14 protein-coding genes and 1 pseudogene are annotated in these 14,854 nt (G+C 47.3%); 13 read left to right on the forward strand and 2 right to left on the reverse strand.

Annotated features, from left to right (window positions below; all coding sequences use genetic code 11):
- Nucleotides 1-36: 36 nt before the first annotated feature.
- On the reverse strand, nt 37-3,186 hold the full coding sequence (locus PaeBR_RS10415) for an Ig-like domain-containing protein (RefSeq protein WP_410514738.1): 3,150 nt from the start codon (nt 3,184-3,186) through the stop codon (nt 37-39).
- Nucleotides 3,187-3,394: 208 nt separating this feature from the next.
- On the opposite strand from PaeBR_RS10415, the gene PaeBR_RS10420 reads away from it, so the two are divergent.
- The 11 genes and pseudogenes from PaeBR_RS10420 (at nt 3,395) to PaeBR_RS10470 (ending at nt 11,906) form a co-directional block, all read left to right on the forward strand.
- Entirely contained in the window at nt 3,395-4,573 is a 1,179-nt protein-coding gene (locus PaeBR_RS10420; RefSeq protein ID WP_410515146.1) for a D-alanyl-D-alanine carboxypeptidase family protein, read from the forward strand.
- Nucleotides 4,574-4,715: 142 nt separating this feature from the next.
- Nucleotides 4,716-5,069 carry an anti-sigma F factor antagonist gene (spoIIAA, locus tag PaeBR_RS10425; protein WP_410514739.1) on the forward strand — a complete coding sequence of 118 codons (354 nt, stop codon included), beginning with the start codon at nt 4,716-4,718 and terminating at the stop codon, nt 5,067-5,069.
- Complete coding sequence (gene spoIIAB / locus PaeBR_RS10430; RefSeq protein ID WP_410514740.1) at nt 5,066-5,521, forward strand: anti-sigma F factor; 456 nt, start codon at nt 5,066-5,068, stop codon at nt 5,519-5,521. Before spoIIAA ends, spoIIAB begins: the two co-directional genes overlap by 4 nt.
- Nucleotides 5,522-5,532: 11 nt before the next feature.
- On the forward strand, nt 5,533-6,288 hold the full coding sequence (gene sigF, locus PaeBR_RS10435) for an RNA polymerase sporulation sigma factor SigF (protein ID WP_410514741.1): 756 nt from the start codon (nt 5,533-5,535) through the stop codon (nt 6,286-6,288).
- A gap of 536 nt (nt 6,289-6,824) precedes the next feature.
- Nucleotides 6,825-7,301: a GerAB/ArcD/ProY family transporter gene (locus PaeBR_RS10440; RefSeq protein ID WP_410514742.1), complete on the forward strand. Its 477-nt coding sequence runs from the start codon at nt 6,825-6,827 to the stop codon at nt 7,299-7,301.
- Between the two features lie 128 nt (nt 7,302-7,429).
- Nucleotides 7,430-7,789, forward strand: a complete 360-nt coding sequence (locus tag PaeBR_RS10445) for a (2Fe-2S) ferredoxin domain-containing protein (protein WP_410514743.1) — start codon at nt 7,430-7,432, stop codon at nt 7,787-7,789.
- Between the two features lie 125 nt (nt 7,790-7,914).
- Nucleotides 7,915-8,724 (forward strand): GNAT family N-acetyltransferase, encoded by an 810-nt coding sequence (locus PaeBR_RS10450; RefSeq protein WP_410514744.1) that lies wholly within the window; start codon nt 7,915-7,917, stop codon nt 8,722-8,724.
- A gap of 34 nt (nt 8,725-8,758) precedes the next feature.
- Nucleotides 8,759-8,929: an SDR family NAD(P)-dependent oxidoreductase gene (locus tag PaeBR_RS10455; RefSeq protein ID WP_410515147.1), complete on the forward strand. Its 171-nt coding sequence runs from the start codon at nt 8,759-8,761 to the stop codon at nt 8,927-8,929.
- A pseudogene (locus PaeBR_RS10460) lies at nt 8,923-9,135 on the forward strand (SDR family oxidoreductase); the annotation flags it as partial. The gene PaeBR_RS10455 and the pseudogene PaeBR_RS10460, both read left to right, overlap by 7 nt.
- Before the next feature lie 112 nt (nt 9,136-9,247).
- Nucleotides 9,248-10,402, forward strand: coding sequence for an AI-2E family transporter (locus PaeBR_RS10465; protein ID WP_410514745.1), 1,155 nt, complete (start codon nt 9,248-9,250; stop codon nt 10,400-10,402).
- Between the two features lie 19 nt (nt 10,403-10,421).
- The gene (locus PaeBR_RS10470; protein ID WP_410514746.1) at nt 10,422-11,906 is read left to right on the forward strand and encodes a carboxylesterase/lipase family protein; all 1,485 of its coding nucleotides are present in this window, start codon (nt 10,422-10,424) and stop codon (nt 11,904-11,906) included.
- A gap of 42 nt (nt 11,907-11,948) precedes the next feature.
- Here PaeBR_RS10470 and PaeBR_RS10475 read toward each other — a convergent pair whose 3' ends face one another.
- On the reverse strand, nt 11,949-13,418 hold the full coding sequence (locus PaeBR_RS10475) for an N-acetylmuramoyl-L-alanine amidase (RefSeq protein WP_410514747.1): 1,470 nt from the start codon (nt 13,416-13,418) through the stop codon (nt 11,949-11,951).
- A gap of 309 nt (nt 13,419-13,727) precedes the next feature.
- Between PaeBR_RS10475 and PaeBR_RS10480 the strand changes: the two genes are divergently transcribed.
- Entirely contained in the window at nt 13,728-14,390 is a 663-nt protein-coding gene (locus tag PaeBR_RS10480) for a stage V sporulation protein AA (RefSeq protein WP_410514748.1), read from the forward strand.
- Nucleotides 14,387-14,812, forward strand: coding sequence for a stage V sporulation protein AB (locus tag PaeBR_RS10485; RefSeq protein ID WP_410514749.1), 426 nt, complete (start codon nt 14,387-14,389; stop codon nt 14,810-14,812). Before PaeBR_RS10480 ends, PaeBR_RS10485 begins: the two co-directional genes overlap by 4 nt.
- Nucleotides 14,813-14,854: the final 42 nt, after the last annotated feature.

The following is a 14,854-nucleotide window of genomic DNA, read 5'->3' on the forward strand; positions in this document are numbered from 1 at the left end:
TTACAACGATTAGTGTAGGTGCCTTTTTCTTTTGACTTAAATTAGTGTGTTGTTTGCATCACGAACCTGGTAACTGGCTCCGGGATGGTTAATCGCTTTGGTATAGGTTATGCCTGATAAGATATTTCTAACAAAGTAAGATTCCGCTTGACACGATAAAGATATATTACGTTGATCTCCTTTGCCATTAAAGTAGTTGCTGTATATTCTGTAGTTCTGAGTTCGATTCCACATAGTTAGTGTAGACTGGGTAAATACGTTGCCGTACAGCACTAAACTACAACCTGCGGCTGCTGTTATACCACTTTTGGAGTTGAACTTATTATTCCGTACAATATCTCCAACCATAGTATCCCATCCATCCTCCCAATCAATGTCACAGGCGGGCATACGTTTTCCGTTCCTTGAGAAGGTATTGCCTTCTAATAACCAGCTTTGTCCACCACACATTGCAAGACCGGAACTGAAGTTATCCTCGAAAATACAATTCCGAATGTAGCAGTCGATAGGCATTCCGCTAGTTCTCAAGAAAGCAACAGCCTTGAAGTCGCTATCCTCACTAGTTGGGGCAGCCTCTTGATAAATAACTATTTTAGCGTATTTTGCTTTAACCGGCTTCGCGTAGTTGTAGAATTGCAGGTTGTACATTTGAGATTCTAGAAACAGATGATTCACATCATAAAAGAAAATGCTATATAGTCTTGACCGTAACAAATTATAACCAAAATACCCTTGAGAATAGGCTAACATGTAGTAATCACCTAGTCCATTGATGTCCAAATCGTTAATGCTTCTAAAAGTATTGCTTGTTATCGTATTATCATTGACGCCTTTTGAATCTATACTTCCTGCTTCGAAATTACTTTTGCTAACATTCCTATCGAGCGTTCCTGTTTTTCTCAATCTAAGTGAGGTAGACATATTAAATCCGGGTGATTTGCTTAGCGTGCAATTTTCCAAACCGGATTTATACGCTTCTTTTACTTCAACGGATACACAAGCCTCATTGGAAGCAGCCAGTGTTGTGTAATCTGCTTCTCCATAAATTTTGGCGTTCATAAGCTTAGTGTGAGATACATAATCGAAAAGGAACATCGTATATCCCTTTGCCGTTTTTGCACTTGGCTCTATGTTGATAATTGAATTACTGAAATCAATAGTCATCTCTGTCGGCAGAAGTATGGTTTTGGCAGCAGGGGTGACCAGATAACGCCCAAAGGGGAATATTATTTTCTTGAAATGATTAGCAGAGGCATAATTCATGGCTGCCTGTATACCATTTGTGGTGTTGACCGCATCCGTATGATCTGAACGAATTCCGTAGGTTTCCAGCACGACATTGTAAACCTCCGAGGGTTCAATCTTTAACACTACGGGTTCAGAAACCGTTACCGTAAAACTTTTAGAGTACATTTTACTGCTGTCGTAGGCTGTAATTACAGAGGTTCCGACAGAAAGGCCGTCAAGCACTCCCAAATTTACCGAACAGACATTGGGGTTGGAGGACTGCCAAATTACAAGGTTGTCATTCATAACATCAAAGGGCAAGGTGGTTGCCATAAGTGCGAAGCTTTGTCCGATCTCCAGATTGGAAGTATTTCTATTAATAGAAATACCGTTTATCTTTCTACTTGAAGCAGGGGGTATAGTTGTACTGGCACCTACAGTAACCTTTACACGATTTTGAAATACCTGATCCTTATATTTAGAGACCACAGCTATTTCTGTGTCACCGGGATTCATGCCTGTCAACATCCCGCTTGAATTTACGGTAACAAACCCTTTATTTCCACTCTCAAATTCATTGAACAACAAGGGTGCATATTTGGCCGGGCTTGTGACCACCACCAAAGGTTGATCCTCCCCGGGAGCCATTTTTACTTCGGCTGGAGATACGGATACTAACCTCAACTCTTCTGAGTCTTTATAGGAATGATAATTCTCTGCAGCTTCTTCATCGGACAAGGCTCTATTATAGATCGAAAAGGAATGTATGGTAGTGGGGTCTGTATTTATTGCGGTCTGGTCTCTTCTAATGAAAATATTACTTTTTGCCAAAACCTTCGCATAATCAACAAAATCCGCAGGCTTATCACTATTTGCACCCGGCTTCCCATTGATCATTAAATTACATCTGCCGTCAGGATAGAATCTTACCGTGGCGATATTAAGCTCATTTATATTATGAAGGGAATCATTCAAGCTTTTATTGATCCCGCTATTTGCATCAACAAACCAGGTGTGCCCCAGATTACCGGGCTTTTCAGTTCCACCAGCCGCTATATATTTATAAAAATTGTTACATACAATACTGCCAATGTAGGAGCTTATGCTGGAAGGTTCAGTTCTGAATAAGACGCCTCTGATGTTATAGGCCACGATTTCAAAGGTTACACCCCTTGTGTTGAAATCCAAAGAATCAGACAGGACTCCGGTATTGGATAATATAGTAACGTAATCCTGTTTATTAAGATATAATCCCCTGTTATCCAGCCACCCGTCAGTTCCATCATGGGCAACCCCTATAAGGGTGCACACCACCTTATTAACGGAATCATACACTATGTTGGTTTTAGAGCCAGCTCGTCCGGTGAATTCAACATTGAATACAAGGCTGTCGTCTGATGATTTTAAAGTTGTCGCATTAATGGTTGCCTCAGGAGAGACTCCTGTATGATTCTTGGCTTTGACACTGAACTTGTAAGTTGTTTTAGTGGCCAGCGCCTCCACATCGTGGGTTGTAAAGGTGGTATTCGCGAGGAAAATTCCATCTATGAAAATATCATAGCTCGCAGCATTATCTGAAGCTGTCCATAATAACGTCATTGCTGTTTGCTTTATATTGGTGGCCTGAAGATTACTCACGGGTTCCGGAGGGGCTGATATGATTCCGGTCTCTACCACTCGAACAGAACGGTTTGTACCATCACTGACTGCATAAATTTTTACATTGTCACCTATAATGAATTTCAGAGGAGAGTCGGCAGATTTATGCGGAGCACCGGTTCTTTCCGTTACCGAAGCGGACCCCCAATAAATAACTCCGGTATCGGGGGGATAGACTATTAATTGTTTTCTGCCTGTTAATTTTCCTGTCTTCAACTCAACCGGGGCAGAAGTAATAGTAATAGCATTTGTTTTTAAATTGATCAAGGGCTCATCGCCATCTAGATAAAAGTTAACCATAATTATCACCCCTTCTATGATTCCGATCATTTATATATATACTTTTTGTAGTGCGAGGGTGAGAGAGAAGAGAATAAATAGGTAAAAATTCCACTATTAAATGGAATAATTTTCTCCCTTTCTGACGAAACTGGAACACAGTACCTGTGATATGAAGGTTAAAGTTCAGGAGGGGAACCATGTGAAAAAATTGCGTGATGTAATTACCATGCTGCTTGTGCTTTGTATTGTGATCGGACCCTTTAGCACGGCTTCGGCGGCTTATGCGGAAGAGAAGAGCAAGGGCTCCGGAGGAAAGGCTGCAACTTTAGATCTGGCGCCGGGAGCGCGTTCCGCCATTTTGCTGGATGCCGGTACCGGCACCATTATTTACGAGAAGAACAGCCATGATAAGCTGCCTCCGGCAAGTATTACGAAAATAATGACGATGCTGCTCATCGTAGAGGCCCTGGATGAGGGGCGGCTGCAGTTAACCGACAAGGTGCGGACGAGCGAATATGCCGCTTCGATGGGCGGTTCACAGATCTTTCTGGAGCCGGGTGAAGAAATGTCTGTGGATGAAATGCTCAAAGGAATCGCAATGGCTTCCGGTAATGACGCGTCTGTGGCGATGGCAGAGAAAATTGCCGGCTCGGAATCGTCTTTTGTGGACCTGATGAATAAACGTGCCGAGGAGCTGGGTCTGGGGGATACCCATTTCGCCAACGCCAACGGTCTGCCTGCCGAGAATCACTATTCCTCTGCACATGATATTGCCTTAATGAGCCGGGAGCTGCTTAAACATGAGCAGATTATAAAATATACCGGTGCCTATCAGGACTATTTGCGCAAGGATTCCGAGAAACCGTTCTGGCTCGTGAATACAAACAAGCTGGTGCGCTTCTACACCGGAGCCGATGGACTGAAAACCGGTTATACGTCTGAGGCTAAGTTCTGCCTGTCCGCTACCGCTGCAAGAGACGGGCTGCGCGCTGTGGCTGTGGTACTGGGTGAACCCAATACGAAAACCCGCAACAGCGAAGTTTCGGGGATGTTCGATTACTTGTTCAACCAATACAAAGTCCATACGCTTCATAAAGCCGGAGATACGATGGCTACGCTCAATATCGAAAAGGGCATGAAGTCACAGCTGGTTCTGACGGCTAAGGAGACTTATAGTGTTCTTTTGAAAAAAGGGGTGGCACAGGAAGGCATCCGTCATGCGGTTATACTGCCGGAGAGCGTAAAAGCTCCTGTCGCGGAAGGACAAATCGTCGGAAAGCTTGTTGTGTATCAGGGCAATGCCGTTTTGAAGGAATATGATCTAAAAGCAGGCGAAGCCGTCGCTAAGGCAGGCTGGTGGAAGCTGTTCAAGCGGACGACAGGATCGTTGTTTACAGCAGATTAATCCGATTATTTTGTAGATAAACCGCTTCTCTTTTGTAATTTCATAGGAGTTTTCTTCTAGTTTTGTCGGGAGGCAGGATTCCTGTTTTGCCGCGTAGAAAACCTTGTCCTTGAAGGGTACAACAAAGAGGAGAGTGGCAAGCATGAATTCACATGTTGAAATGGAGCATCACCGGGGTGTGCTGATCGTCCGTCTGTCAGGGGAGCTGGACCATCACGCAGCCGACTATGTACGTATGGATATGGATGAAGCGATTATGAAGAATCAGGTAGAGCATCTGGTTCTTAGTCTGAAGCATCTTCAATTCATGGACAGCTCCGGGCTGGGCGTTATTCTCGGAAGGTATAAGCTCATTCGCAGCAAAGGCGGAAAAATGGCAGTATGCGATGTGACCGCACCCGTGCGGAGACTGCTCGAAATGTCGGGCCTGTTCAAAATCATGCCCCTATATGACGACGAGAGTGCTGCACTCTCGGATTTGGAGGTTGCGTTATGACAAAGAGCCAAGCCGGTAACTTCATGAAGGTGCAGTTCGCTGCCCTGTCAGAGAACGAGTCGTTCGCGCGTGTGGTTGTGGCAGCCTTCGTCACCCGGCTCGATCCTACGCTGGATGAACTGAATGATCTGAAGACGGTGGTGTCAGAAGCGGTCACCAATTGCATTATTCACGGGTATGACAGTGATCCGAACGGTGTGGTCAGCATCTCGGCCAGTATAGAGCATGAAACCGTGCACCTTACCATTGAGGATCAGGGGCGGGGAATTGAGGATTTGGAGCTGGCACAGCAGCCGCTCTATACGTCGAAGCCGGAGCTGGAGCGGTCGGGCATGGGTTTTACCATTATGGAGAGTTTCATGGATGAGTTCGAAGTCACTAGTGAACCGGGTCGCGGCACTTCCATCTCAATGAAGAAAACCATCGTTTCGAAAAAAGCTTTATACAATTAGGGGTTGGAGCCATGGATGCAGAATCAAAAAAAGCTCCGCCGACCTATTTGGACGATGCGGAGGTCAAACGTCTTATCGCGCTCAGTCAGGCCGGAGATAATCTGGCCCGTGACACGCTTGTAAGCTGCAATATCCGTCTCGTCTGGTCGGTGGTGCAGCGGTTTATGAACCGCGGATATGAGCCTGACGATTTATTCCAGATCGGCTGTATCGGTCTGCTGAAGTCCGTTGATAAATTCGACCTCAGCTATGAGGTCAAATTTTCTACCTATGCCGTGCCGATGATCATCGGCGAGATTCAGCGTTTCCTCCGGGACGACGGCACCTTGAAGGTCAGCCGCTCATTGAAGGAAATGGCCAACAAGGTGCGTAAGATGAAGGACGAAATGTCCAAAACGCTTGACCGCCTGCCGACCATTAGCGAAGTTGCGGAGGCGCTGGGCGTGACGCCGGAAGAAATCGTCTTTGCCCAGGAGGCCAACAAGCCGCCGACCTCCATCCACGAGACCGTGTTCGAGAATGACGGTGATCCGATTACACTGATCGACCAGATCGCCGACGAGTCACAGGAGCGCTGGTTCGACAAGCTTGCGCTTAACGAAGCGATCGGGGCTTTAAGCGAACGGGAGCGCCTAATCGTCTACCTGCGCTACTACCGCGACCAGACCCAGTCGGAGGTCGCCAGCCGCCTGGGGATCTCCCAGGTGCAGGTTTCCCGGCTGGAGAAGAAGATTCTGGCGAATATCCGCGAGCAGATTGCGCAGTAGGATGGGGCAGATTTATAAGCTGAACCCCCGGGATGATGTCAAGTATGCAATATGAATAGGACAACAGACAAGCCGCCCATTTCGGGCGGCTTTTGTGAGGCTCAACACCAATATCAATTCTTGACGGAGAGGGATACTGTGCAATAGGAATCACTCGAACTTTTGAGAAACTGGTCTAACCTACTTACAGTGACGGAGCGTTGTAGGAAAGACCGCCATATCGGGTAATGGAAAGCAGGACCAATCCAACCGAAATGAGGCTAGGGTCCAAATCAGGAAATCTGGAGTTGGGGAAGTTAAATCTACAAGACCGTTTTGGCGGACCCAGGATACGCTACCCGACTTGAAATACCCCCGTTTTCGTATTTGGTGGACAGAGGAGCCCTTATTTAGCTGAAAGCTACCTAAAGAAGGCGTTGAATCCACAATTAGCGTCACCTCAGTCCGGTTCTGTTCTCTTTTAGTACATCAGGCGATAATAAGGACTCTGCAGTCCGCCCAACAGTTCGAATACGCGTATACCCGCATGAAACATATTGTCAAGCACTGATTCTGGTGTTGATCCAGTAAAGAGAGGTTTCTCTTTACTGTTTTTAGAGAGATTTAGGAATGGTTCCTGCTGCAGCAGCGGAGAGAACGGAACGATTGCGGAAAAACGGGAGCGGTCGCCCAAAAGTGTTATTTATGTACTGAACAAAGGAATAGAGGTATTTGCCAGAACAGCTCAAATCTATGTGATCATTATCCTAATGATGGGTTTAATAAGCAGTTTCTTTGTTATTGCTGCCGGTCTGGTTGATCTTAATAATTTGTTTCCGCTGCACCCGAAGGATTGGATAGATGCATTAAAATCCGCGTACCCCAACATTTGGATTTTTCCATTCGGAGAAGCGGTATGCTTCACAACGATTTTCCCCCATCTCAATAAAGCTCACGCGGCTAAGACAACGGGGATTGTTGAAACCCCTGGAAGGGAAACTGTAGGTATTATTTCCACGAATAATGGAGAGTAACCATAAAAAAGTGAATTGGCCTTCCTATTGACAGTCTACTAACTAATAGGTAGATTGAATAAAATCCCTCTGCTCCATCATCTAAAAAGCAGCGGGGTATAATTGGGCATGAGGGGGACGAATCGTCCATGACAACATGGAATCTGCAAGGAACTGTCAGTCACTTACTGGTCTGTAACGGAAGCAGCTGCAAGAAGCACAAGGGTGAAGAGGTAGCTGAAGCCATAGAGGATGAAATTGAGAAGCAGGGTGCGCAAAGTCTGATTCATACGACGGTGACCCGCTGTAATGGAAGATGCAACGACGCCTGTGTGGTTATCGCTTATCCGGAGGGCGTGTGGTATAAGGAAATTACGCCAAAATCAGCGAAATCACTGGTGCGGAAGCATTTGCAGGGTGATCGGCTTGAAGAAAATGTGGTGTATACCTATGACGGGAAGCTGGTAGCAGCGGGTGAAAGAGGAGCAAAAGGGAAGAAGAAAAAGTAGCAATTATATTGAATAGGCAGCAATTAACCTCAGCCCTGCACCGGAATTGTTCGGTGCTGGGCTGTTTATTTTTATGGGAAAGAGGATTATCATTGAAAGAAAGTTATATTTTAGGGGGGGCTGGCATGTTCGAAAGATATTCGGCTGGCGATGGAGTTCTGCAAAACGGGTCTTTTATAAAGGATGAGGTTCAATACAATTTGATTCATCGTATCAGTGAAATTGAACATTCAATTAAGATTAGATCTGCTGACGGCAACCTGATCTTTACCCGGTCCGAGGGCCATAATCCTTGGCTGTGGGTTTCAAGTGAGATTGCACCGGAAAAAAGAAAAGTGCTGGTGCAGGAGCTTGTGGAACAGGTGAAGGAGGATGACTATCCGGGAATAACTGCGGAACTGGACACGGCAAAGCTTTTTGCTGAATCCTTTTGTGAAGCTAAAGGTGCTTTGTTTCATACTCATATGATGCTGGAGTCCTATCATTGCCCCAAGGTGCACAAACCCGAGGCGGTTGGTGGACATCTGCGGCAAGCAAACCTGGAACACTCGGCTATGATAGCGGAATTTATGGCAGGGTTCTCGGAGGATGCTTTTGGCGTGCCTGCCGAACCTGAGGTTTTCCGGTCCACGGCAAAAGAAGCAGTCCGCTCGGGCAACCTGTATCTGTGGGTCGTTGATGATACTCCGGTATCCATGGCAAATATCGCCCATCGCACCGCCAGACATGGCCGTATAAACGATGTATATACCCATCCAGCCCATCGTAAACAAGGATACGCCAGCGCGGTTGTGGCTGAACTCTGTGAACAATTATTTGAAGAGCGGTTAACACCGATGCTCTATGCAGATGCCAAAAACCCCGATTCCAACAAAGTGTATCAATCGATAGGTTTTGTGGAGGCAGGAAGCATAGCGGAACTTAAGTTTATTTGAAGGAGAATGAACATATGCTGCATTGAAAATCATAGTGACCGGAGCAGCCTCCGGTATTGGAAAAGAGGTAGTCCGGCATAGCTTGCAGAATAATGCGACAGTTATCGGCTGTGATCTGAATGGCTCGGCTTTAGAGGATCTGAATGTGGAGATGGCCTCTGACAAAATGTACATATACAATCTGAATGTCAGCAATTCCGGGTGAATGCAGTGGCCCCTACGATGGCCAATACTCCGATGATGAGCCATATTCCAGAGTGGAGACAGAAGGAATACCAGGAGCACCAGTTGATTAAAGAGCCCTTGCGGTCGGAGGATATTGCCGATACAGTCATCTTTTTATTAAGTTCTAAATCAAGAGCCTATACGGGGGCTACCTTTGATATAAATAATGGCTGCTATTTGCGTTAACAGGAAAGTGACAGCATTCATGCTGATAATTTGACTTGCAGCCCATGCGTTGACTATGCTATTAAAACACGAATAGATAATTAACGCATGTTAATGTAGGGGGACTGGAGAAATGGAGAGGCTGCAGGTGTGGCCGGAAAAGTTCAAAAAGTTTTTTCTTAACAATAAGTTTGTTGTTTTTTTGCTGATATTACTGCTGATCGGAATCAATGTTCTGGTATTTTCCAAAATCCCGTTCGTCTTCAAGCCTATCTCCGTACTTCTGCACACGGTAGCGCTGCCGCTGATCCTCTCGGGGGTTGCCTATTATATGCTGAATCCGCTGGTAGACCGGCTGGAAAGAAGAAGTAAAGTGAGGCGTGCGTATGGAATTGTCATTCTATATCTGCTGATCGCGGCTATTATTACCCTTATTTTGCTGACCGTCATTCCGCTTATTCGCAGCCAGTTGCTCGATTTAATAAACAATTTCCCGAAGTACAGTAACCAGATCCAAGAGGAGTTTATAAGCCTGACAGGCAGCGAGTTGTTCGACAAGGTTCAGCAGAACGTCGGAACTGACGTTAACGACATCACGAGCCGGGTTACGACATGGGTAACCTCTTTCCTGAACAATGCCCTGAATGGTGTCGGTAACTTTGTCGGAGCGCTCACAGAGATTGTGCTGGCGCTCGTGACGACTCCGTTAATCTTATTTTACCTGCTCCGGGACGGAAAAAGACTTCCTGACTTTATTCTGCGATTTGTCCCTACGTCACTGCAGCCGCAGACAAAATTGGTGATGTCGGAAATGAACAGTCAAGTGGCTTCCTATATTCGCGGGCAAATTATCGTCAGTTGCTGTATAGGTGCGCTGCTTTACGTAGGTTATGTGATCATCGGACTGAAGTATTCGCTTGTGCTTGCCATTGCGGCAGCTTGTACAGCGGTCGTTCCTTACCTGGGTCCGGCGATTGCCATTATTCCCGCATTAGTTGTAGCGATGGTTACTTCCCCCTTCATGCTGCTGAAGATGATCATCGTCTGGACAGCGGTGCAGTTGATTGAAGGTAAATTTATCTCTCCGCAAATTATGGGCAAGACGTTGAAAATTCACCCGATCACGATTATCTTTGTAATTTTATTCGCGGGTAAAATGTTCGGAATGGTCGGCATTATCCTAGCTGTGCCAGGTTACGCTGTGTTAAAGGTGGTATTTATTCATGCTTTCCAGTGGTTCCGCTTCCGTTCCGGTTTATACACGCAGATTGAAGAGAATAAGGAATAAAATGAAAGGATGATTGCAAATGGAAGGACCCATAGCCGTAACCTGCTACGGCAGGCTTAAAGGAATGCAAGCTAATGGCGTGAACATCTGGCGCGGAATTCCCTTTGCAGCTCCTCCCGTTGGTGAGCTTCGTTTTCGTGCGCCGCAGCCGCCGGAGCCTTGGAGCTCCGTTAGAGATGCTTTGGAATTCGGTCCCGTCAGCCATCAGCCGCCAGATACCCGGGGTACAAGATTCGGGGGTTCTAAGCCCCAACATTCTGAGGACTGCTTGTATTTGAACATTTGGTCACCTAGAGCTGGCGGCGAAGGTTTGCCGGTTATGGTCTGGATTCATGGAGGAACCTTTGTAACCGGAGCGGGCAGCCAGCCGATGTTCGATGGAGCCAGCTTGGCTGCACGGGGAAAAGTAATTGTAGTTTCTATTAACTACCGGCTGGGGCCGTTCGGATTTCTGCATCTATCTCCACTGGGTGAAGGATATGCATCCAACCAGGGATTGCTGGATCAGATTGCGGCTCTGAAGTGGGTGCAGCAGAATATTGCCGCCTTTGGCGGAGATCCTAAGCATGTAACAGTGTTCGGGGAATCGGCAGGCAGTATGAGCATCGCCGCGCTGCTGGCCATGCCTGCGGCAAAAGGCTTATTCTCGGGGGCAATCATGCAAAGCGGAACCTCGCAGACTCTTCAGCCGCAGCAGGCGGAAGGAATAGCCGCAGGTTTGCTGGATGAGCTCGGGATTTCTCCCGGCGGTGGTGATACCAGCCTGCTGATCTCCCTGCCCGCCGAGAAGATTATGGAGGCGGCTGAACGAATGACATTCAAGCTGTCCGGAGGCTCGCTAAGTATGTTTTATCAGCCCGTTATTGATCATGATACGCTTCCGGAAGACCCGGCGAAGGCTGTGTCAGGCGGATCGGCAAGCGGCATTCCGCTGCTTATTGGTACAAATCGGGATGAGGGCAATCTTTTCTTCCGCGAGGGATCGAATGCAGCAGGCTTTGAGCAATCGCTTAAGGCGCTTGAGATGATGATGGGAAGAGGAAACCTGTCCGAGATCGCCCGGCATTACCCGACTTCCTGGCAGGGACAGGCTGATATTCTGACTGACCTCTACTTCTGGAGCAATGCGGTTTCCTTCGCTGAGAGACAATGGGCTCATGCGCCGGTCTGGATGTACAGGTTCGATTGGACAGTCCAAGGCCATCCACTGCTGGGCAAAGCTGTGCATGGCGCTGAAATTGTCTATGCTTTTAATAATTTATCAAATTTGAAACGTCTTGGGTTAGAGATCAAACCATCGATGAAGAGGCTGGCGGAAGCCATGCAGGGGGCGTGGATTGCTTTTGCACATCGAGGAGACCCGGGGACACTTGGGCTGCCATGGCCGCAGTATAGCCCTAAGGATCGGGCTACCCTTATTTTTGATGAAGACACACGGATCGTGCATGATCCCGAGCCGGAGAAGCGCAAGCGGTTAATCCGTTATGTAGGGACCAGTTTATGACGGCTCCACTTCAGGCTCAACACGATCATTTACTTCGGTAATTTAGCCCAAATATTCCTTAATACCCGCAACAATCGCCTCGGCTACCCTTTGCTGGAAATCCTCGCTGTAGAGTAAGGCTTCATCATTTGCATTGCTTAGATAACCGCATTCCAGCAGGATAGCCGGCATTTTCGTTTCTCTAGTTACATGCAGACTGCTCTGACGCACGCCACGGTCCGACAGACCTGTTGCAGGCACAAGGTATTTATGGACAATTTCGGCAAATTGCAGGCTTTCATTCCGCGTGTAATAGGTCTCCGTGCCGCTTGGGTTACTCTTGCTTCCGGCCGGAATACTGTTGGCATGAATGGAGAGGAACAGATCAGCATTCAGATTATTGGCGATTCTGACTCTGTCCTGCAGGGTCGGATAGCTATCATCGCTGCGAGTAAGGACAACCTCAATATCCGGGTCATTCTTTAGCAACTCCTCAATCTTCAATGCAGTCGCAAGGGCAAAATCCTTTTCCTTGCGTTTGTTGACGCTGATCCCCCCCGGATCTTTTCCGCCATGGCCGGCATCGATTACAATCCTTTTTTTGCCGGAAACCACAGCTGGGGGTACCGTTGCAGCCGGAGCAGCAGGGGCGATTGTGGTAGTGGGAGTAGTGCCTGTCCCATTCAGGTCCACAATAATAAGTCCGTCGTTCGCATTAATCACACTGTAGGTTTTGGCACGGTTCAGATCGATGACTACCCGGATTGCAGAGGGAGAATTACTGAATAATGAGTACCGGACAGTAGAGACATCAGGGTTTCCAATAACCTCCAGCGTTCCGTTTTGTTTGTTTCCGAGAGACAGGTTTTGGACAAAGCTTTGAGAATAAAAGGTGTTTGGCAAATCTATGACGATCCGGTCTTTACCGGTCATAGCAAAGACACTTGGTGATACACTGCCGTTCACGGCAATACTTAATCTGTTATCGCTAAAGCTCAGATTAGTGACAGCAGCCCCCTGACTGTTTACTCCGCTTGACGTTTCACTACCAACGGGCGCACTGTTAGTTTCCGCCGGCTCACTTTTCAAGGGAGCTTTGGGGGGAGAAGTTAAATATACCGTTTTTGTAGGGTTGTCCCAACCGACAGTGGTTCCCGTTTCCTCTCCAACGAACCTCAAGGGCACGAGAGTGATGCTTCCGCTGAGAATAGGAGGATTGTCCAACTGTACCTGTTTGCCGGATGACTCAGCCGTCGCTCTGTTCAAAACCAGCTTCAGTGTTGTACCCGCCTGCTCGATGGTCACCATCTTGGTTACATTGTCCCACTTCACGGAATAACCGAGCTGCTCGGCTACAAGGCGAAGTGGAACCATTACACTTCCATTTACAACCTGCACCTGTGTATCTTTTGTAATCGCAAGCTCGTTACCATTCAGGTTGATGTGTGTTGCTGCCGAATCGGCATGACCAATTCCAGGCGCAACCAGTACCAACAGGAGGAGCAATAAAGCCCAAAAACTATATTTCTTCATATCCAATCCCTACCATCCCCGTTTATTGGTCTTATGTATGATGATTACGCGTACCCGCAGGAGGAGAAAAATAAATAATTATGTCCTAAATTGTAGGATAGCTAAAGTTTATATTAGCTATATCGGATTATGGAAAAGGAAAGTGAACATAGATGCCCTGATGACAGTCCAAGGTTAAATGCCTCGGGCTGTTATTTTTGCGTGGAACAATGATTTCAGAGCATCAAGAGTAAAAATAAACCTTTCCTCCCATACTATCGTTAATCTTGCAGCTAAGAGCTTCTTACACAACCTTTAGGAGGACCTCGGATGAAACGTCATTCTGCTCCCGACATTTATATACAGCTTAAGAACCGGGTAACGCTTCCTAAAGGTAAGGCTGTTACGCTCCGTGATGTTGCGCTTCTGATTACGGAGCCGGAGTGGGAGGAGCTTTTGTACTCCATGCAGCTCATTCAGCCGGAGCAGAGTGACGGCAATCTCGTGCTTATTGATTTGCTGACGGTTATTCCGCGAATTCGTGAGCTGCTGCCGGAGGCTAACATCAAGCCGATTGGTGAAGGCAGGACAATCGTGGAGATTGAGGGCCAGAGAGAGGCGCGCAAGCCTTCAAAGTCGCTGTTTGTGCTGGTCTGGCTGCTGCTTTTCTTCGGCTCGGCGCTGACGATCATGAATTTTCATGCCGATGTCAATATGCTGGAGGTCCAGATCCGGACTGTGGAGATGTTGACCGGCCATCGGGATGAGCATCCTTATGTGTTCCAAATCGCGTATTCATTGGGGATCGGGCTGGGCATGGTGATATTTTTCAACCATTTGTTCAAGAAGAAGTGGAATGAGGAGCCGACTCCGCTTGAAGTGGAAATGTTCCTGTACCAGAAAAATATTGACCAGTATGTGATGAATGAGGAATTCAGCAAATTGAAGCAACGTGAAGATGGTGGATCTGACCATGCGGGAGGCACATTATGACCGCGCCAATATCGCTGGGACTGAATCTGCTGCTCGGCATTGCGGGCGGGATTGCTGTAGGCAGCGGTGTGATTGCTCTTTTTATTGTGCTCGATATGATTCCCCGTCTGGCGCAGCTAACCTCTTCATACGATAAAGTGCATTGGTACGAAGGTGCGATGATAGGAGGTTCGCTGCTTGGTACCATTAGCGATTTCTGGAACTGGAGGATCGCGGCAGGGCCTCTGTTTGAACTCGGGGTTGGTTTGTTAGACGGGATTTTTGTCGGGCTGCTGGCTGCTGCATTGACAGAGGTGTTAAATGTACTGCCGATATTGGCCAAACGTCTGAATATGACTCAATATCTGTTCGGGCTGCTGATGGCTATGGTAAGCGGAAAGGTCGCCGGTTCTTTATTCGACTGGGTTGTGTACCGACAATAAGGGGGTTATAGAGTGACCAAATATGTTCACAGCGGCAATTTT

It is taken from the genome of Paenibacillus sp. BR2-3, assembly GCF_046529485.1.
Lineage (GTDB): Bacteria > Bacillota > Bacilli > Paenibacillales > Paenibacillaceae > Paenibacillus_AQ.

Bases quoted from the DNA above. Each gene is read 5' to 3' on its own strand.
- PaeBR_RS10475 (WP_410514747.1), bottom strand. From the start codon at position 13,418: ATGAAGAAATATAGTTTTTGGGCTTTATTGCTCCTCCTGTTGGTACTG.
- PaeBR_RS10485 (WP_410514749.1), top strand. From the start codon at position 14,387: ATGACCGCGCCAATATCGCTGGGACTGAATCTGCTGCTCGGCATTGCG.
- PaeBR_RS10450 (WP_410514744.1), top strand. From the start codon at position 7,915: ATGTTCGAAAGATATTCGGCTGGCGATGGAGTTCTGCAAAACGGGTCT.
- spoIIAA (WP_410514739.1), top strand. From the start codon at position 4,716: ATGAATTCACATGTTGAAATGGAGCATCACCGGGGTGTGCTGATCGTC.
- PaeBR_RS10465 (WP_410514745.1), top strand. From the start codon at position 9,248: ATGGAGAGGCTGCAGGTGTGGCCGGAAAAGTTCAAAAAGTTTTTTCTT.
- PaeBR_RS10470 (WP_410514746.1), top strand. From the start codon at position 10,422: ATGGAAGGACCCATAGCCGTAACCTGCTACGGCAGGCTTAAAGGAATG.
- spoIIAB (WP_410514740.1), top strand. From the start codon at position 5,066: ATGACAAAGAGCCAAGCCGGTAACTTCATGAAGGTGCAGTTCGCTGCC.
- PaeBR_RS10415 (WP_410514738.1), bottom strand. From the start codon at position 3,186: ATGGTTAACTTTTATCTAGATGGCGATGAGCCCTTGATCAATTTAAAA.
- PaeBR_RS10445 (WP_410514743.1), top strand. From the start codon at position 7,430: ATGACAACATGGAATCTGCAAGGAACTGTCAGTCACTTACTGGTCTGT.
- PaeBR_RS10480 (WP_410514748.1), top strand. From the start codon at position 13,728: ATGAAACGTCATTCTGCTCCCGACATTTATATACAGCTTAAGAACCGG.
- PaeBR_RS10420 (WP_410515146.1), top strand. From the start codon at position 3,395: ATGCTGCTTGTGCTTTGTATTGTGATCGGACCCTTTAGCACGGCTTCG.
- sigF (WP_410514741.1), top strand. From the start codon at position 5,533: ATGGATGCAGAATCAAAAAAAGCTCCGCCGACCTATTTGGACGATGCG.